The organism is Sinomonas terrae (assembly GCF_022539255.1).
Classification (GTDB): Bacteria; Actinomycetota; Actinomycetes; order Actinomycetales; family Micrococcaceae; genus Sinomonas; species Sinomonas terrae.
On record NZ_JAKZBV010000001.1, the window covers coordinates 1,896,899 to 1,921,422 of the forward strand.

General features: G+C 70.3%; 22 protein-coding genes. 13 read left to right on the forward strand and 9 right to left on the reverse strand.

Annotated features, from left to right (window positions below; all coding sequences use genetic code 11):
• Positions 1-19: 19 nt before the first annotated feature.
• From L0M17_RS08855 to L0M17_RS08870, 4 genes are read right to left on the reverse strand one after another with little or no spacing between them, the layout of a single operon-like run.
• Positions 20-1,195 (reverse strand): Gfo/Idh/MocA family protein, encoded by a 1,176-nt coding sequence (locus tag L0M17_RS08855; protein WP_241053590.1) that lies wholly within the window; start codon positions 1,193-1,195, stop codon positions 20-22.
• Positions 1,196-1,233: 38 nt separating this feature from the next.
• A complete protein-coding gene (locus L0M17_RS08860; protein WP_241053591.1) occupies positions 1,234-2,004 on the reverse strand; it encodes an ATP-binding cassette domain-containing protein in 771 nt (256 codons plus the stop codon).
• On the reverse strand, positions 2,001-3,134 hold the full coding sequence (locus tag L0M17_RS08865; RefSeq protein ID WP_241053592.1) for an ABC transporter permease: 1,134 nt from the start codon (positions 3,132-3,134) through the stop codon (positions 2,001-2,003). The genes L0M17_RS08860 and L0M17_RS08865 overlap by 4 nt, the downstream gene beginning before the upstream one ends.
• 2 nt (positions 3,135-3,136) lie before the next feature.
• Positions 3,137-4,123, reverse strand: coding sequence for a sugar ABC transporter substrate-binding protein (locus L0M17_RS08870; RefSeq protein ID WP_241053593.1), 987 nt, complete (start codon positions 4,121-4,123; stop codon positions 3,137-3,139).
• Positions 4,124-4,322: 199 nt separating this feature from the next.
• Between L0M17_RS08870 and L0M17_RS08875 the strand changes: the two genes are divergently transcribed.
• The gene (locus tag L0M17_RS08875) at positions 4,323-5,303 is read left to right on the forward strand and encodes a LacI family DNA-binding transcriptional regulator (protein ID WP_241053594.1); all 981 of its coding nucleotides are present in this window, start codon (positions 4,323-4,325) and stop codon (positions 5,301-5,303) included.
• A 28-nt stretch (positions 5,304-5,331) separates the two neighbouring features.
• Here L0M17_RS08875 and L0M17_RS08880 read toward each other — a convergent pair whose 3' ends face one another.
• Entirely contained in the window at positions 5,332-6,774 is a 1,443-nt protein-coding gene (locus tag L0M17_RS08880) for a sugar porter family MFS transporter (RefSeq protein ID WP_241053595.1), read from the reverse strand.
• Between the two features lie 613 nt (positions 6,775-7,387).
• Here L0M17_RS08880 and L0M17_RS08885 point away from each other — a divergent pair.
• A complete protein-coding gene (locus L0M17_RS08885; RefSeq protein WP_241053596.1) occupies positions 7,388-7,699 on the forward strand; it encodes a carboxylesterase family protein in 312 nt (103 codons plus the stop codon).
• A 315-nt stretch (positions 7,700-8,014) separates the two neighbouring features.
• On the opposite strand, the gene L0M17_RS08890 is transcribed toward L0M17_RS08885, so the two are convergent.
• Complete coding sequence (locus L0M17_RS08890) at positions 8,015-9,352, reverse strand: MFS transporter (protein WP_241053598.1); 1,338 nt, start codon at positions 9,350-9,352, stop codon at positions 8,015-8,017.
• A 185-nt stretch (positions 9,353-9,537) separates the two neighbouring features.
• On the opposite strand from L0M17_RS08890, the gene L0M17_RS08895 reads away from it, so the two are divergent.
• From L0M17_RS08895 to L0M17_RS08910, 4 genes are all read left to right on the forward strand, one after another.
• Positions 9,538-9,978 (forward strand): hypothetical protein, encoded by a 441-nt coding sequence (locus tag L0M17_RS08895; protein ID WP_241053600.1) that lies wholly within the window; start codon positions 9,538-9,540, stop codon positions 9,976-9,978.
• A gap of 115 nt (positions 9,979-10,093) precedes the next feature.
• Positions 10,094-10,753 carry a response regulator transcription factor gene (locus tag L0M17_RS08900; protein WP_241053602.1) on the forward strand — a complete coding sequence of 220 codons (660 nt, stop codon included), beginning with the start codon at positions 10,094-10,096 and terminating at the stop codon, positions 10,751-10,753.
• Positions 10,750-11,310 carry a TetR/AcrR family transcriptional regulator gene (locus L0M17_RS08905; RefSeq protein WP_241053604.1) on the forward strand — a complete coding sequence of 187 codons (561 nt, stop codon included), beginning with the start codon at positions 10,750-10,752 and terminating at the stop codon, positions 11,308-11,310. Before L0M17_RS08900 ends, L0M17_RS08905 begins: the two co-directional genes overlap by 4 nt.
• A 156-nt stretch (positions 11,311-11,466) precedes the next feature.
• Positions 11,467-12,267: an IclR family transcriptional regulator gene (locus L0M17_RS08910; protein ID WP_241053605.1), complete on the forward strand. Its 801-nt coding sequence runs from the start codon at positions 11,467-11,469 to the stop codon at positions 12,265-12,267.
• 2 nt (positions 12,268-12,269) lie between these two features.
• Here the strand turns inward: L0M17_RS08910 and L0M17_RS08915 are convergent, their stop codons facing one another.
• The 3 genes from L0M17_RS08915 to L0M17_RS08925 are packed head-to-tail and all read right to left on the reverse strand — an operon-like array spanning position 12,270 to position 15,279.
• Entirely contained in the window at positions 12,270-13,931 is a 1,662-nt protein-coding gene (locus L0M17_RS08915; protein WP_241053606.1) for an FAD-dependent oxidoreductase, read from the reverse strand.
• Positions 13,928-14,986, reverse strand: a complete 1,059-nt coding sequence (locus tag L0M17_RS08920) for an alcohol dehydrogenase catalytic domain-containing protein (RefSeq protein ID WP_241053607.1) — start codon at positions 14,984-14,986, stop codon at positions 13,928-13,930. Before L0M17_RS08920 ends, L0M17_RS08915 begins: the two co-directional genes overlap by 4 nt.
• Positions 14,983-15,279, reverse strand: a complete 297-nt coding sequence (locus L0M17_RS08925; protein WP_241053608.1) for a YciI family protein — start codon at positions 15,277-15,279, stop codon at positions 14,983-14,985. Before L0M17_RS08925 ends, L0M17_RS08920 begins: the two co-directional genes overlap by 4 nt.
• A 145-nt stretch (positions 15,280-15,424) precedes the next feature.
• Here L0M17_RS08925 and L0M17_RS08930 point away from each other — a divergent pair, with 145 nt between their 5' ends.
• The 7 genes from L0M17_RS08930 (at position 15,425) to L0M17_RS08960 (ending at position 24,517) form a co-directional block, all read left to right on the forward strand.
• Entirely contained in the window at positions 15,425-16,318 is an 894-nt protein-coding gene (locus L0M17_RS08930) for a LysR family transcriptional regulator (protein WP_241053609.1), read from the forward strand.
• Between the two features lie 133 nt (positions 16,319-16,451).
• Complete coding sequence (locus L0M17_RS08935) at positions 16,452-17,816, forward strand: MFS transporter (RefSeq protein ID WP_241053612.1); 1,365 nt, start codon at positions 16,452-16,454, stop codon at positions 17,814-17,816.
• Positions 17,813-18,709 (forward strand): shikimate dehydrogenase, encoded by an 897-nt coding sequence (locus L0M17_RS08940; protein ID WP_241053613.1) that lies wholly within the window; start codon positions 17,813-17,815, stop codon positions 18,707-18,709. Before L0M17_RS08935 ends, L0M17_RS08940 begins: the two co-directional genes overlap by 4 nt.
• Positions 18,710-18,737: 28 nt before the next feature.
• Entirely contained in the window at positions 18,738-19,829 is a 1,092-nt protein-coding gene (locus L0M17_RS08945; RefSeq protein WP_241053614.1) for a Gfo/Idh/MocA family protein, read from the forward strand.
• A 10-nt stretch (positions 19,830-19,839) separates the two neighbouring features.
• Complete coding sequence (locus tag L0M17_RS08950) at positions 19,840-21,903, forward strand: oxidoreductase (RefSeq protein WP_241053615.1); 2,064 nt, start codon at positions 19,840-19,842, stop codon at positions 21,901-21,903.
• A complete protein-coding gene (locus tag L0M17_RS08955; RefSeq protein WP_241053616.1) occupies positions 21,900-22,775 on the forward strand; it encodes a sugar phosphate isomerase/epimerase family protein in 876 nt (291 codons plus the stop codon). The genes L0M17_RS08950 and L0M17_RS08955 overlap by 4 nt, the downstream gene beginning before the upstream one ends.
• The gene (locus L0M17_RS08960; RefSeq protein WP_241053618.1) at positions 22,772-24,517 is read left to right on the forward strand and encodes an FAD-dependent oxidoreductase; all 1,746 of its coding nucleotides are present in this window, start codon (positions 22,772-22,774) and stop codon (positions 24,515-24,517) included. Before L0M17_RS08955 ends, L0M17_RS08960 begins: the two co-directional genes overlap by 4 nt.
• Positions 24,518-24,524: the final 7 nt, after the last annotated feature.

Below are 24,524 nucleotides of genomic sequence, written 5' to 3' on the forward strand. Positions count from 1 at the left end.
CCTTCTCTGCGTCGGGGGCTCAGGCCGAGGCGGTCTGCGGCTGGGCGGTCTGGTTCTGGGCGGCGTCGAGGGCGGCGCCGACGACGTCCATCATCCGCACGGCGGTGGCGAAATCGGTGTCCATGGGGCGGTGGTCCCGGACGCAGCGCAGGAACTCCTGGATCTCGGCGACGAAGGCCTCCGCGTACCCGGTGCCGACGCCTGCGCCGGGCATGGCGGCGACGTCCCCGAAGTAGGGGTGCTCGGGGCCGGTGAAGATCCGGCGGGGCCCGTTGTACGCCGTGGCGGCGACCCCGTTCTGGAAGAGGTGGAACTCTCCGGCGCTGATCGAGTCGAAGAGCGCGTGGCCGTTGGAGCCGAAGACCTCGACCCCGAGCGAGTTCGGCGTGCCGGAGGCGATGCGGCTCAGCGAGATCTGGCCGACGGCCCCGCCGTCGAACTCCACGGTGAGGAGGGCGACGTCGTCGTTGGTCACCGGGCCGCGCTCGGCCGTCGTCGCCCCGCCGTGCCCGATTGCCCCGGCCGCGGGCAGCGGCCGCTCGGAGATGACCGTGCGCAGGGTCGAGTTCAGCACGCGGGAGACGTTCCCGGCGACGAACTGGGCGGCGTCGATTGCGTGGGCCCCGATGTCCAGCAGCGCCCCGCCGCCGGAGAGGTCCTGGGAGTAACGCCACGACAGGGCCCCGGCGGGGTCGGCGGCGTAGTCCGCGTTGTACCAAGCGCGCACCGTGTGCACGGTGCCCAGGGCGCCGTCGTGCACGGCTTGGGCGAGCGCGGCCAGGCCCGGCAGGCGGCGGAAGGAGAAGCCGACGCCGGTCACGGCGGGGGACGCCTCGGCCAGGCCGGCGAGCCACTGCGCCTCTTCGCGGGTGCGTCCGATGGGCTTCTCCGCGAAGAGGTGCTTGCCCGAGGCGATGACCTTGGGCAGGATCTGGGCGTGCAGGTGGTTCGGCAGGGCGACGCTCACGGCGTCGATCTTCGGGTCGGCGAGCATCGTGTCGATGTCGCCGGTGGCGTTGGCGAAGCCATAGCGGTGCGCGACGGACTGGGCGAGGCCGAGGTTGGGGTCGGCGATGGTGTGGAGCTGGACGTCGATGTCGGCGAAGTCGCGGGCCATCATCGCGTTGCGGTAGCCGAAGGCGTGGGCCTGTCCGGCCATCCCGGCGCCGATGATGCCGATGCGGATCGTGGTCATGAAGGTCTCTCTCTTCTGCTGTTTCTGAAGGGTCAGGGTTATCGGCCGACGGTGTGGAGTTCGTGCTGGAGGGCCTCGAGCTCGGCTCCGCCGGACATCTGCTGGGCGAGGTCGGCGATGGTGATCTGGTCCTTGGTGTAGTCGCCGATGGTGCGCCCCCGCTGGAGGAGCATGAAGCGGTCGCTTACGGGGTAGGCGTGGTTGGGGTTGTGGGTGATGAAGATGACACCGAGGCCGCGCTCGCGGGCCTGGACGATGTACTTGAGGACGACGCCGGACTGGCGCACCCCGAGCGCGGCGGTGGGCTCGTCGAGGATCAGGACCCGCGCCCCGAAGTACACGGCCCGGGCGATCGCTACGCACTGGCGCTCGCCGCCGGAGAGGGTCCCGACGGGCTGTTCGGCGTCGCGGATCGAGATGCCCATCTTGCCGAGCTCCTCGACCACGATCTCCTTGCTCTGGCGGGGGGTGAGGAATCCCTTGCTGGTGGGCTCGGAGCCGAGGAAGAAGTTGCGCCAGATCGGCATGAGCGGGGCGAGCGCGAGGTCCTGGTAGACGGTGGCGATGCCCCGGTGCAGTGCGTCCCGGGGGGAAGCGAAGCGCGTCTCCTGGCCGTCGACGAGGAACTTGCCCGTGTCGGGGGCGTGGACCCCGGAGAGGGTCTTGATGAAGGTGGACTTGCCGGCGCCGTTGTCGCCCAGGACCGCGGTGACCTCGCCGGCCCTGACCTTGCAGGAGACGTCCTGGAGGGCGCGGACGTGGCCGAAGTTCTTGCTGATGTTGCGGACTTCGAGGATGGGGGTGTTCATGATCCGACCGCCTGGGACTTCTTCTTGAGGTAGAGGTTGATGAAGACCGCGATCAGGAGGATCGCGCCGAGGAAGAACTTGAACAGCTCGCTCGGGAATCCGGCCAGGGGCATGCCCTGCTGGACCATGCCGAAGATGAGGGCGCCGATCGAGGCGCCCAGGGCCGAGCCGGCGCCGCCGGTGAGCAGGCACCCGCCGATCACCGCGGCGATGATGTAGTTGAACTCCTGGCCGGGGCCGGTGGTGACGGTCGCGGAGGCGTAGCGGATGACGGTGAGCTGGCCGACGAGCCACGCGGCGACCGCGGTGCCGATGAACAGGCCGATGCGCACCTTGGCGACGGGGACGCCGACGGCGAGGGCGCCCTGGGCGTTGCCGCCGACGGCGGCGATCCAGTTCCCGACCTTCGTCCGGGTGAGCAGGACGACGCCGACGGCCGTGAGCACGATCCACCAGATCAGCGAGACCTGGAAGCCGCCGACCGAGGAGCCGAAGAGCGCCTTGGCGCTGTCGAAGCCGGTGTACGGGGCGAGCCCGGAGACGGTCACCTGGTGCGTGAGGTTGGTCGTGACGGCGTAGTTCAGGCCCCAGAGCATGAAGAACGTGCCGAGGGTGATGATGAAGCTGGGCAGCTTCGTCCTGTGGACGAGGAAGCCGTTGAAGAACCCGATGGCGACGGCGAACACGAGCGAGGCGGCGATGCCGAACCAGATGTTCGTGTTCAGCTGGGTCGTGACCAGGGCGGTGACGAGGCCGGTGGAGCCGGTCATGACGCCGGCGGAGAGGTCGAACTCTCCCCCGATCATGAGCAGGGCGACGGCGACGGCCATGATGCCCAGGGTCGCGGCCGGGTCGAGGAAGTTCCCGATGCCGGCCTGGCTGGCGAACGCGGGGGCGATCGCGGAGAAGCCGATGAAGATCACGACCGCCGCGGCGGCCGAGCCGAACTCGGCGGACATGAAGATCCGGCGGACCCGGCCGACGCGGACGAGTCGGTCGTCCGTGCCGACGCTTGCGGCTGCGGTGGGCGCAGCGGCCTCGGGGGCCGCTGGTCCCGACGGTGCTCCGGGGCCTGCCGCGGTCTTCTTGACGGGAGGGGTGTCGCTGGGGAGGTTGAGGTGCTGGGCCATGGCTATCGCGTTCCCTTGCTGACGAGGTCGGCGACGGTGGAGACGTTGTCCTTGGTGATGAAGGCCGGTCCGGTCAGGACGGGCAGGCCGCCGCCGACGGTGTTGAGGTTGTCGTGGTGCAGCACGAGGAAGGCGATCGGGAGGTAGCCCTGCAGGTACTGCTGCTGGTCGACGGTGAAGAGGATGTCGCCGGACTTGATCGAGTTCAGGACGTTGCTGTCGATGTCGAACGAGCCGAGCTTGGCCGTGCTGCCGGCGTCCTTCATGCCCGCGAGCGTGGCGGAGGCGACGGCGGGGTTGAGGGCGAGCACCGAGTCGAAGGACTTGTCGCCGAGCAGCTTGGACTTGACGGTCGATTCGATGCCCTGGGGGTTGTTCAGGTCGACCTGGAGCTTCTCGACTTGGCCTCCGAAGGCCTGGGCTGCGCCCTGGCAGCGCTGCTCGAGGCCGATGTTGCCGGCCTCGTGGATGATGCACAGGAGCTTCTTGCCGCCCGCGGCTGCGAGCCTCTGACCGGCGGCCTGGCCAGCCACGGTCTCGGTCTGCCCGACGTGCTCGAGCGCGCCGAGCTTGGCCGAGACGTCGGCGCCGGAGTTGATGCTCACCCAGGGGACGTTCTTCGACGTCACGTCGTGCAGGGCCGAGCTGAGGGCGTCGGGGTTGGCGAGGGAGACGACCATCCCGTCGGGGCTCTTCGCGAGGGCCGCTTCGATCAGCTGTGCCTGCTGGGCGCCCTCGACGTTGCCGGTGACGGTGACGTTCACGCCGTACTGGGCGGCGGCGTCCTCCGCTCCCTTCTTCACCACGTTCCAGAAGGAGCCGTCCGGGTCGCCGTGGATGACCATGGCGAAGGAGAGGTTGCGCTTCGCGCCTGCAGCGGCCTGGTTTCCCCCGGCGTTCTGGGTGGCCTGGCCGCCCGTTCCGCAGGCGCTGAGGGTCAGGGCGATCGCAGCGACGCCTGCGACCGCGAGGGACTTCCAACTCTTCATCGAGTGTTCCTCTTTTCGACTGGGCCATCAAGGTGGGCGATGGGGCCAAAGCGGACGCTCCTCCGAAGAGGTTCTAGAGCGCTTCAGATGTGATGGCGGTTACAATGTAGAGCGCTTTAGAATGGTGTGTCAAGACATTGAGGAGGCCCTCGCCGAAGCCGAGGTCCTCGGTCGCTAGGAGGGCGAGTTGAAGGTCACGATGGCTGACGTGGCGCGGGAGGCCGGCGTCTCGCTGGCGCTGGTCTCGCTCGCGTTCCGGGACGCATACGGGGTGAGCAAGAGCACCCGCGCGCGCATCCTCGCCACCGCGGAAGAGATGGGCTACCAGCCCAACCGTGTCGCGGCCCGGCTCGCGAGCAAGACAGACAGGACGCTGGGCGTCTTCCTCCTCGACCTGCACAACGAGGTCTTCGCGGACATGTTCGACGGGATGCGTGACGGGGCGCGGGAGAACGGCCGGGAGTTCGTCCTCACCGTGGGCTCGGTGAACAGCGGCGAGCTCGAGCGGCACGCGCTCGACTCGCTCGTCCGGGCGAGGGTCGACGTCGCAATCGCGGCCGGACTGCTCCTGCCCGACGCCGAGCTGGCCGGGTACCGGGGACGGCTGCGCCTGGTCAGCGTCGCGCGCGCCGTCCCGGGGTTCGATGCCGTCGTCTCCGACAACGTGCACGGGGCGACCATCGCCGTCGAGCACCTCATCTCGCTCGGGCACCGGCGGATCGTACACCTCGCCTCGCCGCCCACAGACGGCTACCTCGGGCGCCGCCAGGGCTACATCCGTGCGATGGAGAAGGCCGGCCTGGCCCCGCACCTGGTCACCTGCGGCTATTCGCGCACCGAGGCGCTCGAGCTCGCAGGGCCGCTGCTCGACAAGCCGGAGAGGCCGACGGCGATCTTCACCCACAACGACCAGACGGCGCTCGGCGTGCTGGACGCGGTCCACGCCCGCGGGCTCCGCGTTCCCGAGGACCTCTCCGTGGTGGGCTATGACAACACCTCCGCGACGAAGCCGCCCGGCATCGACCTCACGACCGTCGACCTGCACCCGTTCGACCTCGGTCGACGGGCCGAGGACCTCGCTGTGCAGCGTTCGGAGGATCCGTCGGGGGAGCCCGTGGTGGAGACGTTCACGCCCTCGCTCGTGGTCCGCGCCTCGACCGCGGCGCCGCCGGCCCTATGACAGGGCCGGCGGCGGCGAGCCGATGCGCCTACCGCTTCCGCACCACGTAGATCGCGCCGGTCGTGACGTCCTCCTCGACGGACTCGAGGGTCCGCCCCCGGGTCTCGGGGAGCTGTGTGTAGATGAAGACGAGCGCGATGAGGTTGAGCGCGGCGAGGGTGAAGAACGAGCCGGTCAGGCCGAGGCTCGCGACGAGGCTGGGGAAGAAGAGGCCGAGCACCGCGTTGGCCACCCAGAGGCAGAACACGGAGACGCCGATCCCGAGGCCGCGCATGTGCAGCGGGAAGATCTCGGAGAGGATCACCCAGGTGGCCACGTTGAGGAAGGTCTGCATCGCCCCGACGAAGGCCACGACGAGCACGAGGATCACGTAGGGCCGGACCGGATTGCCCGCGGGCAGGAGGAACGAGGCGGTGCCGATCAGGAGGTGGCAGACGGTGATGAGGCCGTATCCGCTCATGAACATCGTGCGGCGGTTGACGCGCTCCATCATGCGCAGCGAGACGATCGAGCCGACGACTCCGATGATGCCCGGGACGACGTTGGCGATGAGGGCGGCGCTGGAGCTGAATCCCGACTCGGTCAGCACAGTCTGGCCATAGTAGACAATGGTGTTGATGCCGGTGAGCTGCTGGAAGACGCCGATGCCGATGCCGACCAGCAGGATGCGCACGAGCCACTTGTTCCTGATGACAGCCCGCCAGCCCGTCGCATGAGCCTCCTTCTCCTCCTCGGCGATGCGGACGATGTCGGCGACCTCGGCCCGCGCCCGCTCGAGCGGGCGGATCGTCCCGAGGACCGCCTCGGCCTCGCTGATCCGGCCCTTGGAGACGAGCCAGCGCGGGGACTCGGGCATGCGCAGCATCCCGAAGAAGAGGAACAGCGCCGGGAGCCCGCACACGGCGAGCATGATCCGCCAGACTTCGGGGAGCTCGCCCCAGACGTTGCCGATGACGGCGTTCATCACGAACGCTGCGAGGGCGCCGACCGCGACCATCACCTCGTTCCTGCCGGCGAGCGAGCCGCGGATCTCGTACGGGGCGAGCTCGGCCAGGAAGACCGGGACCACACCGGAGGCGCCGCCCACGGCCAGTCCGAGGACCACCCGGCCGACCACCATGACGCCGAAGTCGGGGGAGAAGACGCACAGGAGCGTCCCGATGAGGAAGCCGACCGCCAGGATGTTGATCGTGGTGCGGCGCCCCCACGCGTCGGCTAGCCTGCCGCACACCGCGGCGCCGACGGCCGCGCCGAAGAGCAGGGAGCTCGTCACGACGCCTTCCGTGATCGCCGTGAGCCCGAGGTCCCTGCTCATCGGCAGCAGTGCGCCGTTGATCACCCCCGAGTCGTAGCCGAAGAGCAGCCCGCCGAACGTCGCCACCAGGGCGACGACGCCGAGCCTCTTCCGGTGGGGGCCATCGGTCAGGACAGGGAGCGAGGGGGCAGATTGCGAAGCATGGGCCATGGCCATCAGGACTCCTTCGTCGTTGGACAGCTCAAGATGTGACGGCCATAACAATCTAGAGCGCTCTAGGAGAGCATGTCAAGACAAAGGTCTCTGCCCCGCGCTTCGTGCACAAGGGCATGGAGTCGGGGATGAAGCGGTCAGGTCGGCGAAATCGCGGGCTTGGCGGAGGATGGGCAGAGGCATTGCGTGGCCTCGGGATTGCGGCTGCCGTCCTTGGCGAGCCCGTCGAGGAATGCCTGGACGCGCAGAGGCCGCTGCCCGGTGTCGCCGCAGCCCGGTGCCGGGGACGTGGCCGAGGACCGGGTCGTGCGGGGATGGTGCCGGCATGCCTAGCCTGGGTCTGGGGTGAGGCGATCTGGCGGGCGTCGGCGGTGAACACGGGCTTCGTCTTCAGCCTGCGGACCTGGTACAAGGCTCGGCCGGGTCTCCCAGATCTGACCGCTTCCCGTGCTGGAGTACTGGAACCTCACACGTTCCGTGGACCCGGACCACTACGAGCCGATCTCATGAGGCTGACGGAGACTCAAAAGGCCCCGGCGCCGGGGCAGTCCGCTGACGCTGTGACTGTCGCCCGGTGCCGCTGGGCCCGCCTCGCGGACGACGACGGGGGCGCCTCGTGCGCACGAGCGTCGCCCCCGCCGTCGTCGGCACCGTCGAAGACCCCGTCGTTTTCCCGCAGCGGCCCGGCAGCCTCGACTGGCTGCTGGGCCCCGCGGCATCACAGCTGGAGCAGGACGACGACGCGTTCCAGGTGAGCGTGTACGCTCCCACCGATGCGGAGCCCGGCGCGCCCGTCGTCGTGTTCCTGCCCGGAGGCGGCTACGTCTCAGGCGGCGCCTGGTCCGCTGGCACGATGCCTCCCTGCTCGCCCGAGCACGCCGCACACTTCGGCGGGGCCGGCGGGCCGATTCGGCGGGCCGCGCCGTGAAGTGCCCGCTCCTGGCAGAACTCGCGGCGGCCCAAGCAGCCTAGGCCGCATGGACGGCGGCCCTAAGGCTTGCAGGGGATAGGCAATGTCCGGAAGGCTCCGAATGAGCCAGATGCCCCTTCCGGTCTCGCGCGCCGGGCCGGACTGAGCAAGAGCCTTACCCGACGGTGCATGAGGGACCCAGCGCTGAGTACAGGCCGGACCACCGAGGCGCCGGAAACGAATCCGAGCGCGAGGAAGCAGCGGGCGGCCGAATCGCCGTGGCGGCATGACTCGGTCCCCCGGGCTTTTGGCCCGGGGGACCGGCAGGGTGGTTCAGTGGCCGTGCCTTAGCCGGGACGAGCGCCCTCGGCGGCCTTCGGCGTCTGCGGAGGCTTTGGCTACGGGTCGGTCGCCGCTTCGCCTGAGGGTGAGCATGACGAGCCCGGCGGCGAGGAGGCAGATGGCGAGGAAGACCGATGCGGCCAGGAAGCTTCCTCCGGAGGCGTCCTGGAGGAAGCCGCCGACGTAGGGTCCGACGAAGCCGCCGAGGTTGCCGACGGCGTTGATCAGGCCCATCGCGCTTCCGGCGACGACGACGGGCATGGCGCGGGAGGCGGCGGCCCAGAAGGGTCCGTCGTAGGCCAGTGCTCCTGCGACCGCGATGCTGATGAAGACCACGGCGAGGAACGGTATGGAGCTCCCGGTGGCGACGGAGATGACCAGGGCGACGGCGCCGACGGCCATGGAGAGCAGCACGTGGGTGGAGTAGCGTCCGGACCTGTCGGCTGCCTTGGCGTTGTACCAGAGGGCGAACATGGCCAGCACGTACGGGATGGCGGTGACGAAGCCGACCTCGAGGGAGGATCCGGAGGTGATGGTCTTGACGACCTTGGGCAGCCAGATGTTCAGGCCGTAGAACCCGATCTGGATCAGGAAGTAGACCAGGGTCAGGCGCCAGACCGCGCCGTTGGAGAAGACGTGCCTGATGCCCACGTGCTCCCGGTGGGGGGTGCTGGCCTCGTCGGCTGCGAGCGCCTGCTCGATGTAGGCGCGCTCTTCGGGGGTGACCCACTTGGCGTCGCGGGGGCGGTCGGAGATGAAGATCCACCAGATGGGGGCGGCGATCACGAACGGGAAGAGGCCTTCGATGATGAACAGCCAGCGCCAGTCCGAGAACGAGATGATCCAGCCCGAGAGCGGGGCGGTGATGATGGAGGAGATGGCGATGTTCATCATCCAGAAGGCGTAGGCCCGGGCGCGTTCGGCTGCGGGGAACCAGTGGCTGATCAGGACCAGGATGGCGGGCCAGATGCCGGCCTCGGCGACGCCGAGCAGGAAGCGCACGGCGAGGAGTTCGGCGAAGTTCTGGACGAAGCCGGTGGCCACGGCCAGCAGGCCCCAGACCAGGACCATGATCCCGACGAATTTCTTCGCGCTCCAGCGTTCGGCCAGATGGCCTCCCGGGATCTGCAGGGTCAGGTAGCCGATGAAGAAGATCCCTGCGGCAAGGCCCTGCTGCGCAGCGTCGATGCCGAGGTCCTTCTGGAGCCCGTTCAGGGCGAACCCGATGTTGGTCCGGTCCATGAACGAGATGATGTAGACGATGATGGCCACCGGGATCAGGCGCGTCCAGCGCTTTCGCCCAACGGTCTCGCGGACAGCTTCGGCCACGATTCCTCCTATTTCCAATGGATGCACGGTGTTGCCGAGGGCCACGCGGGAGGCGGCACTGCGTCTTCGGGCGGAGGGTCCTTGAGCGGGAATACCCCTTTCGGGGCCATTCAAAACGCCCGTCGAAGGAGACACCTGCTTCAGTTGGTGCGGTTAGGACTCGTTGCCGAGGGAAGGATGAACCCATGAAGCATCTCTTCGTCAGCGTCCGAGTCGGCCCAGACGACCTCGACAGGGGGCTTGCCGGTCTCTCACAGCACGGGATCGAAGCGAGCGGCCGTCGGGGCGATCCGCCCGAGAGCGATGGAGCGACGATCACGGCGGGGGTCCAAGTCCTGGAGGACGAAATGTCCGAGTCTGCACGTCGCGAACTGCTGGCGAGGATGCGTGGGGCACTCGACGATGAGGGTATCGGGATAGCGGGCGCCGAGTTCGGGGAATCAGAGGGCGGTCCCGGAGCCTCGAGGTTCACTGTGACCGGGGTTGTGCCGGACGGAAGGACGGCTGTCTTCTTCGCGAGCGATTGGGGTGAGTTCGACCAGCAGTTCGAGACCGCCTTCGGCCGCCGGAGGACGGACGACGACGCGGTCGAGGTTGAGCCCCTTCGCGCCGAAGACCCGGGCTAGCCGAAGGGAAATTCTGGACTGGCCAAGTCCTCGTGGCCCGCGGGTTCTCCTTCGGCGGGCCTTCTTCACCCTCAGGGGTGAAGAAGGCCAGCCGAAGCCTCTCTAGCATGGGAGGGTGGGTGCGATCAGGGTGGCTTTGGTCAATGACTACGAGGTCGTGGTCCGGGGTCTGGCGGCCATGATGCGCTCCTACGCCCAGGTGCTCCAGGTCGTGGAGCTGGATATGGGCGAGGGCGCCGCCGAGCCGGTGGACATCACCCTCTATGACACGTTCGCCGCGACCCAGGGCGACCGCGAGGAGGTCCGGCGGCTGGCGGCCGACCCGCGCTCGGGCAAGGTCGTCGTCTACTCCTGGAACCTCGACCCCGCCCTGGCCTCCGCGGCGCTGGCCAACGGCGCGGCCGGGTACCTCTCCAAGGGCCTCCCGGCCGGGGAGCTGGCCGCGGCGCTGCAGGGGCTGCACCGCGGCGAGTCGGAAGCCCGGGTCGTCCTGACCGGGTCGTCGAAGGCGGGCGCTGGGGACTGGCCCGGCCGGGAGGAGGGCCTGACCCAGCGGGAGGCCGAGGTCCTGGCCCTGATCACCCAAGGACTGGGCAATGCCGCCATCGCCGAGCGCACCGGGCTCTCGCCCAATTCGGTCAAGACCTTCATCCGCAGCTGCTACCGGCGCATCGGCGTCACCACCCGCTCCAACGCGATCCTATGGGGCATCGAACACGGCTTCCGCCCCGACAGGGGCAGGATCCGTCCGGCTGGCGGGGAGGCGGCCCGGTGAGGGAGGAGATCCTGCGGGCGTGCTTCGGGCTCTTCGCCCGGTGGGGGATCCGGCGTGTCGGGGTGGAGGAGATCGTCGCGGGAGCCGAGGTCTCCAGTGGCGACTTCCACAGCTGGGTCGGCTCCAAGGAGAACGCGGCCGAGGCCTACCTCCAGCACCTCTACCTGCTCTGGGCCGGAGCGTTTGAGGCGGCGGTCGCTGTCCGGGGCGAGGGCCCCGAGGCCCTCCTGGGCCTCTTTGACGCCGTCGAGGCGCTGTGCGGGAACGAGGGCACCGGGCGCGCGTCCCTCGTCCACGTCCTGGCCGAGTTCGGCCCCGACGATCCCCTGGGGCGGGCGGCCATCGGCCTCTCCGCCCTCCTGAGGTCCGAGATCGCCAGGCTCGCCCATGACGCCGGGCTCGCCCGGTCCGGAGAGTTCGCCGCCGACTGCCACCTGCTCCTGGCCGGCTGCATCCTCTCCCGCGCCCACGGCAGCCTCCGTGCGGTCGAGGACGCCCGGGGGATCGCCCAGGCCCTGATCACAGCCCACCTGAAGGCCCAGACCCTGCATCCCTGACGGAACCCCTTCTCGCTGCTCCTGGATTCAGACGAACGGATTACTGTGCTGGCATGAGCAGTCCTCTCCGCGCGGGAAAGTTCACTGCCGTCGCCGACGAGGAAGGCGGACGTCACCTGCCTGACTGTCGGCAGGGACGGGCCTCAGGGTTGAGGGATGGCGCTGATCACGATGGCCAATAGCGCATCGGGCGAGTCGGTGATCGGGCGCGTAGCGAGGATTATGTCTGCCTTCACTCGGGCCCGACCGTTCCTTACGTCCGCTGAGCTCGCCCGTGAGACTGGCCTGTCGACGTCGACGGCGCATCGGCTCGCAAGGGAGCTCGCGGGAGAGGGCTTCCTCGACCGGGACGCAGAGGGACGGTTCGGTGTGGGGGCCCGGCTGTGGGAGCTCTCGGCGCGCTCCAACCCACTTGAGGAGTTCCGGCGGCGCGGGCTGCCTTTTCTGGAGGGAATCCACGCGGCGGTCCGCCAGCAGGTCTCGCTGGCGGTGCCGGACATCGAAGGCGGCACTGTCCTCTATCTGGAACGCCTGGACCAGCACGGCAATGAGACGGTGAACCTGGGCGAAGTCGCCGCCCGGCTCGAGCTGACGTCGACGTCGACCGGGCTGGCGATCCTGGCCCATGAGCAGCAGGATGTCCGTGAGCGGTATCTCGTCGCGGCTTCCACGGACGACGGCGGACGGGGACTCCGTGCGGGTCTCGCCGAGGTGCGTAGGAGGGGCTACGCCAGGCTCGCCGGCGTCCTTGTCGAGGCGAATGCGGGTTACGCGGTGCCGGTCTTCGGTGCGGGGAACCGCGTGATCGGTGCCATCTCGGTGGTCGTGCCGCTTGCCGAGGACCGGCCAGAGCTCGTGCTGCCGGTGCTCGTCTCCGCCGGTCAGGGTCTCTCTCGGACCATGGGCGCCGAGAAGCGCCCGTACGGAGAGAGGGAGTGGCTGCGCGGGCCAGGCTGACTTCATCGGGTCGCTGCCTCGCTGGCGCCGAGTCCGGCCGTCCTCGTGTCCGGGCTCAGGGTCGGCTGTCCCATGATGTGCTCCGCAGCGGCGAAGCCGCGGGTCACAGCGGAACCGAGCGTGGCTCCGCCGCCGGGGTAGGCGTCATGGAAGACGGTGGCCGAGCAGTTGCCGGCCGCGTAGAGGCCGGGCACGGGCTCGCCGGATGGGGTGAGGACCCTGCCGTTCAGGTCGGTCTGGAGTCCGCCTGCGGTGCCGAGGGCTCCTGGCCGGATCCGGACGGCGAAGAAGGGGGCGGCCTCGAGCGGAGCGAGGCATGGGTTGGGCCGAACAGCAGGGTCGCCGAGATGGCGGTCCTGTGCAGCGCTGCCGCGGCCGAACTCGGTGTCGTGCCCGAGGCGCGCGTCGGCATTGAAGCGGCGGACGGTTGCGGCGAGGCCGCGGGCGTCGACCCCGATGCGCTCGGCGAGCTCGCCGATGGTCTCAGCGCGGTGCATCCACGGTGGCCCCGAACCGACCACGGCTCCGCCGACGCTGTACTTCGCGTGGTAGGTCCCGTCGAAGACGAGCCATGCGGGGTCGTTGGCGGGCCTCGACGTGGAAGGGTCGACGTTGGCGAAGACCCGCGTGAGGTCGTGGTAGTTCATCGCCTCGTTGACGAACCGCCGTCCCGCCGAGTTGACCGTGATCGACCCGGGCAGGGTCATCTCGACGTTGCCCATCCGTCCTGTGGAGGCGCCGTCGTACTCGGCTCCTTCGGGCGCGATGACCGGCACGCCCCAGATCGAGGTCGTGTGGGCGAGCATCCCGCCAGCGCGCATCCCGAGGAGCAGTCCGTCGCCGGTGTTCGATGGGGCCCCGATCGGGGTCGTGTCGAACTTGAGGAGCGATGCGGTGAGCGCGGGGTTCCGCTCGAATCCGCCGGTGGCCAGCAGGACGGCGCCCGCGGCGAGTGCGGAGCCGCCGATCCGCACGTCCCAGACACCACCGCTGGGCGGTTCCAGGCCGGTCACGCGGGCGTCGACCGCGATGTGGACGCCTGCCTCGACGGCGCTCGCCACGAGTGCGCCGACGAGGGCTCCGCCCATGGTGCGGGTGCCGGCTTCGGCGCGGGCGGCAAGGAGTTCGGGTGACGGCGCTGCCCCGTGGAGGGCGTCGCGTTCGTTCATGGAGATCAGGGGGAGGTATGTCGGCGGGCGCAGGGCCTCTCGGAGGCCGGGGACGACGGCGGGGTCGAAGGGGTCGTTGTCCAGGCTGCGACCGCCTGCCACGGCGCCGGGCCACTCCATGTGGTAGTCCGGCCGGTCGAGCGGTGTGAGCGAGACGTGGGTCTTGTCGGTCAGGAAGCGGACGGCGTCCCGGGACGTGCTCAGGTACCAAGCGATCTCCGCCGCCGGCATCGCACCGTCGGTCGCGGCCCGCAGGTAGGCGGCGGCTTGGCCGGGGGAGTCCGTGCCGGGCTTCATGAGCGGGTTGTCCGGTGCCCAGATGACGCCGCCGCCGGCTGCGCTCGTGCCGCCCAGGAGGTGTGCCTTCTCGAGCACGACGACGGCCAGGCCGGCGGAGGCGGCGCGGCAGGCGGCGGTGAGGCCCGCCGCACCGCTGCCGACGACGGCGAGGTCGTAGCGCGGTCCGAGGTCCGCGACGGGAGTCAGGAAGCTCATGCCGGGGCTCCTTGGAAGTCGATGGCGACCTTGCCGACGCGCTCGGGCCTGTCGCGGAGGGTCTTGAATGCCGCGTCGAGCTCCTCGAACGCGAAGCGGTGGGTGATGAGGCTGCCGCACTCGTCCTGGTGCCGGGCGAGGAGATCCAGGGCGTCTTCCATGAGGTGCAGCGAGTTGCGGGAGCCGAGGAGATCCAGCTCCTTGACGGGAAGGGTGCGCATGGAGAGGGCGACCTCGCGGTCGCTGATCCCGACGGCGACGACTCGGCCCGCGGGGGCGACAAGGTCGATGGCTGTGGACAGCGAGGCCGGCGCGCCGGTGGCGTCGATGACCAGCGAGGGGCCTTGGCCCTGCGTCCAGTCCTCGAGCCATCGGCGCTGGTCGTCCGATGGGAAGCCGGGCGCGACTGTGAGCGTTCCGGTCGCTCCCAGCGCGGCGGCGAGTCCGAGGCGCTCGGCGTCAGTGTCGAGGACGACGGCGTCGCAGCCCCGGTCCTTGAGGCACAGGAGCGCGAGCAGCCCGATGGGCCCGGCACCGCTGACGACCACCCGTTCGCCGGTCGCCGCCCGCCCCCGCGTGACGGCCTGGAGCGCGATCGACAGGGGCTCCCAGAGCGGGGCGAGGTCGGCGGGCAGGCCGTCGGGGAGGCGGCGCGTGCGCTCGAGGGGGACGAGGAGGTATTCGGCGAGGGCGCCGTCCTCTCCGTAGCAGCCGTAGACGCTCATGTGCGCGCAGGCGTTCGGCCGGTCGATCGAGCACGCGTAGCAGCGCCCGCAGGAGGCGACAGGGGAGACGACGACGTCGTCTCCGACGGCGAGCGCGCCTCCATCGTCGTCGGGGTGCAGGCCGACAATGGTGGCGGAGAATTCGTGCCCCTGGACGATGGGCAGCTCCGTCGCGTAGTCGTCCTCCCAGATGTGCAGGTCTGTCCCGCACAGCGTCACGCAGCGCACGCGCACGACGGCGTGGCCCGGCTCCGGTGCGGGGATGGGCGCTTCGGCGTAGTCGATGGTCTCGGCCGCGATGGTCCGCGCGACGCGCATGCTCCCGCTCACGCCGTGACCGCCGCGAGCCGGTCGGCGCCGAAGAAGACGTTCCACGCTGTGATGTCGCGGCGGGCGATCAGGCCTTCCCGATGGAACGGGTCCCCGTCAAGGACGCCAGCCACCTGCTCGGCGCTCTCACCCGCGAGGACCAGCAGGGCCCGCGCGCCGCCGTCAACGGGTCCGGAGACCAGGAGGCGCCTCTCTTCGTGGAGGCCGGCTAGGAACCGGACGTGTTCGGGGCGATGCTGATCCCGCCGCTCTGAGCTGTCGGTGTACTCGTAAGTGACGGCGAAGTAGGCCATGGAGGGGCTCCTCATCGTGGACGATCGGTTGATCGCTCCAGCCTGTGGCTGTTTCCGCCTGCTCGGGGGAGGGATCCCATTGGATGGGATGGGTGCCCGGTGGTCTCCAGGTGTCGTAGGCGTGGTGGGATGCTTGAATATCCGGATGGAGGTCAGGTGGCTTGAGGCGTTCGTGGCCGTCGCGGAGGAGTTGCACTTCGGGCGCGCGGCGACCCGGCTGCACATGGCGCAGTCGCCCTTGAGCCAGACGGTCCGCAAGCTCGAGAAGGACATCGGGGTCCCGCTGTTCGAGCGCAACACCCGAAGCGTGGCCCTGACGGCGGCGGGCCGTTCGTTGCTCCCGCATGCCTACCGTGCGCTGGAGGAGCTCGAGGTTGCCCGGCAGGCAGCCCACGCCTCTGTCGGCACCGTGTATGGACACCTGACCATCGGGTTCACCGGCGCCATCAACCATCGAACGCTGCCGGTCCTCACGCGGGTGCTGCGCCGCCGCTTCCCGGACATCGCGCTCTCGCTGCAGGGGCGCGTGGTCACCGGCGACGCCGTCGCCCAGCTCCAGCAGGGCACCCTCGACCTCGCGTTCGTCGGCCTACCGCTCGACCCGTCCCCACTCGAATCCCGGCTCATCGCCCGAGAGCCGCTCGGCGCCGTCGTGCCCGTCGACCACCCGCTGGCCAACAGCGTCCGCCTCGATCTCGGCGCCCTCCGCGACGAGGACTTCATCGCGATGCCGGCAGGGCGCGGCTCCGACCTCGAGCGGACGACGACGGCGGCCTGCGTCGCCGCCGGGTTCCGGCCCCGCGTCGTCCAGGAGATCGGCGACCCGTTCATGATCCTCACGCTCGTGGCAGCAGGGGTCGGAGTGAGCCTCGTGAGCGAGGGAATGTCGGAGATCCTGCCCCACGGTGCCGTCTACGTCCCGCTCGCCGACCCCCAGCCGTACCTGCGCCACGGCCTGGCCTGGTCGCCGTCGAACCCCTCGAAGGTGCTCCGGGTCGTGCTCGACGTCGCCTCGGAGGTGCTGCCGACTCCCAGCTAGACCCGGACCTGGCCGATTGTGCGCGAAACGCACAATATGCCAGACCGAATAGGTGTTGGACCTGACACAATCGCCGGGTTGATGCTGGATGAGCCGGTCGGATCGTGACCGGCGTCACCCCGAAGGGAGCATCATGTCAGCGTCGACATCCACCGCCTCCCGCAGGCCGCGGAACAATGCGCGGATTGCGGCCATCTCAGGATTCCTCGGCAGCACGCTCGAATACTACGACTTCTTCATCTTCGGCTCGGCCGCTGCCCTGTTCTTCGGCAGGCTGTTCTTCCCCGACACGGGCGCGGCAGGAACGCTCCTGTCCTTCGCGACGCTCGGCGTGGCCTACATCGCCCGGCCTCTCGGCGCCGTCGTCTGGGGCCATTTCGGGGACCGGCTCGGGCGCAAGAACGTCCTCGTGCTCACGCTCGTGCTCATGGGCGCCTCGACATTCCTGGTCGGCTGCCTCCCGACCTACGCGGTCGCAGGCGGGTTCGCCCCGATCGCCCTCGTGGCGCTGCGCCTCGTCCAGGGGATCTCCGCGGGCGGCGAGTCGCCCGGGTCGAGCTCGCTCACGCTCGAGCACGCCCCCGAGGGCCTGCGCGCGTTCTACACGAGCTTCACGATGAGCGGGATCCAGTTCGGCATCGTCATCTCGAGCCTGGTGTTCATCCCAGTGACGATGCTGCCCCAGGGCCAGCTCCTGAGCTGGGGCTGGCGGGTGCCGTTCCTGGCGAGCGCCCTCGTCACCTTCGTGGCCTACTACCTGCGCCGTCGACTCGAGGAACCTGAGGTGTTCGAGGAGATCAAGGACGACGCGAAGACCGCTGCCGTGCCCCTGTTCGACCTCCTGCGCTACGACTTCCCGAACGTCGTCCGCGTGACCCTCTGCGCGCTCGTGACGATGGTGAACACGGTCTTCACGGTGTTCGCCCTGACCTACGCGACCGAGGTCGTGAAGCTCAGCAAGCCCATGATGCTCGTCGTCATCGCTGTCGCGAACGTCGTCACCGTCCTCACCCAGCCGCTCTTCGCGCGCCTCGCGGACAGGATCGGCCGCAAGCCGGTGTTCATCACCGGGACCGTGGGCAGCGCCGTGCTCGTCTTCGCCTTCTTCGCAGCGCTCTCCACCCAGAGCTGGCCGCTCATCTTCGCCACGGCGATCGCCCTGACCGGGGTCGCCTACGCGATGCCCAACGGCGTCTACCCGGCCTACTTCCCCGAGCTCTTCCCGGCGCGCACCCGGTACTCCGGCATGGCGGTCAGCCTCATGCTCGGCCTGCTCGTGGCCGGCTTCACCCCGGCCATCGGCACCGCGCTCACCGCCGGCAACCCCGCGAACTGGGGTCCGGTGGCCTGGATGACGGTCATCTTCTGCGGCATCGCGGCCGTCTCAGCGCTCACGGCGCGCGAGACGTTCCGCGTGCCAAAGGACGAACTCGGCCTGAAGCGCAGCGTCAGGGGATCGGTCGAGGCCGCGGCTGCGAACACCTCTGCCGCGCTGTGAGCACCGACAGACACGAGCGCGCGCACCTCGTCGGGCTCATCGGTTCCGGTATCGGCGGCTCCCTGAGCCCCCTGCTGCACGAGCACGAGGCCGCCGCCCAGGGCCTGCGCTACGCCTACCGGACGCTTGACCTCGAGGAGCTCGGCCTTCAGCCTGCGGACGCGGGCCAGCTCGCTCGGCAAGCGGTCCGCCTCGGCTTCACCGGCCTGAACGTGACGCACCCGTGCAAGCTCACCGTCCTCGACGGGCTCGACGAGCTCTCCCGGGAGGCGCAGGCGCTCGGCGCGGTCAACACCGTCGTGGTCGAGGGGGATCGGCTGATCGGGCACAACACGGACCATTCCGGGTTCGGAGCCGCGCTGCGCGCTGGCCTTCCTGGACTGGCTGCAGACCCTGCTCGGCTGGGCACTGTCGTCCTCATCGGGGCAGGCGGGGCCGGGGCCGCCGTCGCCCACGCGCTCGTGGCCGCCGGCGCCGGGACGCTCCTCGTGGCCGACGCCGACGCCGCCCGGGCGGAGGCGCTCGCCCAGAGCATGGGCCGACGGGGCGGCGGCGGGACCATCGCGGCGATCCCGGTCGAGGACGTCCCCGATCGCCTCTCGGAGGCGGACGGCATCGTGAACGCGACCCCCGTCGGGATGGTCGGGCACCGGGGCACCCCTTTCGACGTCGGCGCCCTCGCGCCGCGGCACTGGGTCGCCGACGTGATCTACCGACCGCTGGAGACGCAGCTGGTCAAGGCCGCGCGCGCCACCGGGTGCTCCGTGCTCGACGGCGGGTGGATGGCAAGTGCCCAGGCCGCCGACTCGTTCGAGCTCTTCACGGGCCTCGCCCCTGACCGGGCCCGGATGCGCGAGGACTTCCTCGGGCTTGCCGCCTACCACAACAACTGAACCACCGACAGAAACCCGAAAGGCAATGATGACCACCCCCACCTACCGCGCCGGCCGCACCTATCGTGTTGGGATTGTGGGCTGCGGTGCGATCAGCCGGAACCACCTCGAGGCCTTCACCGCCATCCCGGAAGCCCGCGTCGTCGCGGTGTGCGACGTCGATGCGGCCCGGGCCCAAGAGACCGCCGAGCGCTGGGGCATCGAGCACGCCTACGACTCGGCTGCGGAACTGCTGTCCTCTGGGGTCGACATCGTCTCGGTCTGCACACCGCACCCCACCCACGAGCAGGTGGTCCTCGCTGCAGCCGCCGCCGGCGTCCACGTGCTGTGCGAGAAGCCCATCGCTGTCGACCTTGCCTCCGCCGAGCGCATGACGGCCGCCTGCGACGAGGCCGGCGTCAGGCTCGGCGTGCTGTTCCAGCGCCGGTTCTGGCCGGCCGCGCAGCGCCTCCGGGCCGCGATCGAGGACGGCACGCTGGGCCGCCCGATCCTGGGCCACGCGTCGGTGCTGCTGCACCGCGACCCCGGCTACTACAGCGCATGGAGGGGAACGTGGGCGAGCGACGGCGGGGGCGTGCTGATGAGCCAGGCCATCCACCACATCGACCTCCTCCAATGGCTCATGGGCGAGGCCGTCGAAGTCCACGGGCACATCGGCACGTTCAGGCACAGCATCGAAGTCGAGGACACCGCGGCGGCCGTGATCAGGTTCGCCTCCGGGGCCATGGCGACGATCTCGGCCACGACGGCGGCCAGCACGAACCTGGGCGAAACGGTGCGGATCACGGGCGAGACGGGGGCGACCGCGGAGCTGACCGAGTTCCCGGAGGGGACCGACGGACGGATCACGCTCTGGGCCGCCGGCGGATCCATCGACAGCGAGCCGGTCCACCCGGAGGGCCTGGAGCCGAACGTGGACCTCTCGGCCATCAACGGCCAGCTCATCCCGCACCACACCTCCCAGGTCCGCGACTTCGTCGCCGCCCTGACGGAGGGTCGGGAGCCTGCGATTACCGGCCGCGACGCAACGGCGGCCCTGCGGATCGTGCTGGCCGTGTACGAGTCATCGCGCACCGGCCAGCCAGTGCGCCTCGAAGGCCTGCTTGCGAACCAGAAGTAAGGATTCGGCGATGAACCCAGCCACGATGAACCCAGCCACGATGAACCCAGCCAAGAGCCAGCTCACCCTCGGCCGCAACGGCCGCCCGCAGCGCACGCTCCGCAACCGCCTCGTCAGCTCGCCCATGGAGCGCAACTACGGCACCCCCGACGGGCGCATGACAGCCCAGTACGCGGATTACCTCACGACCCGCGCCCGCGCCGGCCTGGCCGTCGTCACGACCGAGGCGACCTACGTCCGCCCCGACGGGAAGGGCCGCACGCACCAGCTCGGCCTGCACGACGACGCCGTCGTCCCAGGCCTTCGGGCGCTCACGGACGCGGTCCACGCAGCGGGCGCCCTGGCCGCCGTCGAGATCAACCACGGCGGCCGCACCGCCCAGTCGGCCGTCACCGGCCTGCCCAACGTCGCGCCCTCGCCCGTGCCGTGCGAAATCGCCGGCGGCGAGATGCCGCGCGAGCTGACCACCGCACAGTGCCACGAGCTCGCCGAGGCCTTCGCCGCGGCCGCCCGCCGCGCCGTCGCCGCGGGCTTCGATGTCATCAGCATCCACGGCGGCCACGGCTACCTCGTGCACCAGTTCATGTCCCCCCGCACCAATCTGCGCACCGACAAGTTCGGCGCGCGCGAGGCCTTCCCGAACCTCGTGATCGACGCCGTGCGCGCCGCCGTCCCGGGGGCGCTCGTGGGGATGCGCCTGTCCATGGTCGAGGGCTGCGAAGGCGGGCTCGACGCCGACCAGACCCTCGACGTCGTCGGCCGCCTGCACCTGGAGGCGCTCGACTTCCTGGACCTCTCCGCCGGCAGCTACGAGGCAGGCGAATGGATCGTGCAGTCGGGGGAGTGGAAGCCGGGGGTCCTGGCCGACTACGCGCGCCCCTACCGCCGATTCGGCCTGCCGCTCGGCCTGGCAGGGCGGCTGAACTCGCCGGAGGCAATCGCACGGGTGCTGGGGGAGGGCGTGTGTGACTTCGTCTCCCTCGGACGCGCCGTCCATGCGGATCCCGGCTTCGTCCGCGGGGTCTTGGACGGCGCAGACTACCGGCCCTGCATCGCCTGCAACGTGTGCATCGACAACCTCGGCCTCGGCCAAGTCACATGCACCGTCAACCCGGCTGTGGGACGTTCGCGGATCCCGATGCCCACACGGACGGTCCGTTCCCGGGTGCTCGCTGTGGGTGCTGGCCCCGCGGGACTCACCGCTGCCCGGGAGCTCGCCCTCGCAGGCGCCCGGGTGATACTGCTCGACGCCGCGCCGGACCTTGGCGGCCAGTTCCGGCTCGCCGCCGGCATGAGGTCGACGCCGGACTTCCACCGGTTCCTCGACTGGTCTCGTTCAGAGCTGAAGAGGCTCGGTGTCGAGCTCCGGCTCGGTGCCGTCGTCGATCTTGGCGACTTCGCCCAGCTTGCACGTGACGAGGACGCGGACGGCATCATCCTCGCCACCGGCGGGACTCTGCCTGGACCGGGCTTCCGGGCGTCGGGGCGGGGAGCGGACGACGGCGTCATGGACGTGCGCAGCTGGCTCGCCGACCGTCCTGGCCTCCAGGGCGGTGAGGGCCTGCCCGAGGCTGTGACCATCTGGGGCGCCGACTCGGTGGCCATGTCCGTCGCGGACACGCTCGCCTCCCTCGGCACCCGGGTGCTGCTCGTCGGGCCAGAACCCGTCCTGGCGCCCGAATCCGGGCGGAGGGCCAAGATCCTCGCCGTCCCGCGCCTCGAAGCTGACCCGAAGGTGACCATCCGTCTGGACTCGCGCATCGTCGAAGCGGACGCGACCCGCGTCCGACTCGTGGGGCCCAACGGCGAGCAATGGCTCGACGCACCCGGCCCGATCCTCGTCTCCCGCAGCGTCGAACCGCTCAGCGCGTCCGTGGACCCCGAGGGCCGAGAGGCCGCGCTCTCGGTCAAGGCCGGAGTGCCGGTCGTGCTCGCGGGGACGATCGTCGAGCAGCTGCCGGCGACGGCATCGAACGCCATCAAGAGCGGCCACGACTCCGCACAGCGTCTTGCCGCCCAGCTCGCGTCATCGGTCCCGGCACCCGATGCCCACCTCGAGGAGGCCCTCGCTTGAACCAGCACCCATCCGCTCCGGCGCGGCCTCTTGGGCTCGCCGCGCTCTCGCTTCTCGAGACGCCCCCGCCCGAGCTCGTCGCCGCCGCAGCCGAGGCTGGCTTCGACTTCGTCGGCCTCCGCGTCCGGTCCGTCACCGACGCCGAACGGCCCTACCACCTCCAGCCCGGATCGCCCCTGCTCGCCGAGACCCTGCACCGCCTCCGGGACACGGGCCTGAGGGTGCGGGACATCGAGTTCCTGCTCCTCGACGGGGCAGGGCCGCAGGGCGCCGGGCAGCGCGAGGCATGGCTGCGGATGCTCGAGGCGGGGCAGGCGCTTGGTGCCCACACCGTGACCGTGGCCGGGGCAGATTCGGACCCGGTGCGCTTCGCCGACAGCCTCGCCCAGATCTCCGAGGACGCACGGGACTTCGGCATCACGCCCACGCTCGAACCGATCTCCTACCAGCGGATCAACTCCCTGCCCTCGGCCGAAGCCGCCGCACGCGCCGCAGGGGTACAGATCGTCGTGGACACCCTGCACTTCAGGCGCTTTGGCGGCACGCTCGCGGAGCTGGCGGCGGTCGCGGACCTGGTGCCCATGCTCCAGCTCTGCGACGGCCCAGCCCAGGGGCCTGCCGACCGCGAGGGGCTCGTGCACGAGTCCCGTGCCGACCGCCTCCCACCCGGGTACGGCGGCTTCCGGCTCGCCGAGATCGTCGACGCCCTGCCCTCGGCGCTCCCGGTGAGCGTCGAAGTGCCCTCGCCCGCCGCCGTCGGACGCCTCGGAGTACCCGGGTGGGCCCGCCGCCTCAAAGCCGCCGCCGACCGAGTCCTCGCCGACGCCGCAGCCCTTCACCAAGACCCCGTCCCGAATGGAGCACCCTCATGAACAACCCCGCCGCGCTCGATGCCGACGTGCTGGTCATCGGCTCCGGCGCCGGAGGACTCTCCGCAGCGGTGACCGCCGCCTATCACGGGCTGCGCGTCGTCGTCGTCGAGAAGGCCGGGGTCTGCGGCGGTGCCACGGCGTGGTCTGGCGGGTGGGCCTGGACGCCGGGCAACCCGCTCGCCAAGGCCGACGGCGTCGACGAGGACCCCGAGCTGTTCCGGACGTATCTTCGGCACCGCCTCGGACGCCGATACCAGCCCGAACGGATCGAGGCGTTCCTCGAGGCTGTCCCGCACATGGTCGGCTTCTTCCAGAACAAGACGCGCCTCCAGTTCACTCCGGGGGCGAAGATCAAGGACATCTACGGCAAGACACCGGGGGCGGGGACAGGGCACCGCTCGGTCGGGCCGAGCCCGATCAACGCGCGGCGGCTCTCTCCGCGGGTCCGGAAGCTCCTGCGCGGGCAGCTCTACGAGACCTCTTTCCTCGGCATGGGGATCGTGGCCGGGCCCGACCTGGCGAAGTTCCTCTCCGCCTCGCAGGGGAACCCTGCGGGCCTGCTGCACGCAGTCCAGCGGGTCACCGCGCACCTTCTTGACCTCGCCGTGCACCGCCGCGGAATGCACCTCGTCAACGGCACTGCGCTCGTCGGGCGGCTCCTGCAGAGCGCCGAGGACCTCGGCGTCGACATCCGGGTGAACACCCCAGCCCTGCGGCTTCTGGCGGACGACGACGGGCGCGTCACCGGGGCCGTCGTCCGCGGGCCGGCGGGGGAGTGCTCCATCAACGCCTCCCGCGGGGTCGTCCTCGCCGCTGGCGGGTTCCCCAGCGACGTCCAGCGCCGTCGTCGCCTGTTCCCCAAGACGCCCACCGGCGCCGAGCACTGGACGCTCGCGCCGTCCACGGCCGACGGTGACGGGATCACCCTCGGCGAGTCGGTCGGCGCCCACTTCCAGACCGACGTCGAATCGCCCGCCGCGTGGTGCCCGGTCTCGCTCGTGCCGTACCGCAGCGGGAGGGTGGGGACGTTCCCGCACATCATGGACCGCGCAAAGCCAGGCTCGATTGGGGTCCGCCGCGACGGGAAGCGGTTCGTGAACGAGGCCAACGGCTACTACGACTACGTGGCTGCCCTCGTTGCGGCGACCCCCGAGGGCGAGCCGGTCGAGTCCTGGCAGATCGCGGACTCGCGCTTCGTGCGCAGGTACCCGCTCGGGATGGCAAAGCCGCTGCCGGTGCCGCTCTTCCCGTACCTGCGCTCGGGCTACCTGACGAAGGGGCGCACGCTCGAGGAGGTCGCGCGGAAGTGCGGGATCGACCCCGAGGGGCTGCGGGAGACCGTCGAGCGGTTCAACCAGAACGCCCGCCGCGGCCTGGACCCGGACTTCGAGCGGGGGGAGACTGAGTTCAACCGGTACGGCGGTGACCCGAAAGTCGGGCCGAACCCCTCCCTCGCGCCGATTGAGAAGGGTCCGTTCTACGCCGTGAAGGTCCTTCCGGGATCGTTCGGGACCTTCGCAGGCCTTGCCGCGGACGGCCGCGCCCACGTCCTGGACGCCGGACGCCGCCCGATCCCGGGGCTCTTCGTCGCAGGGAACGACCAAGCGAATGTCATGGGCGGGTTCTACCCGGCAGGCGGGATCAACCTCGGGCCCGCGCTGACGTTCGGCTACATCGCAGGGCGGGAGCTCTCCGGAGCCACCGCTTATGAGGACGATGGGGCGCTGCCGCCGCAATCGTGACCGAGAT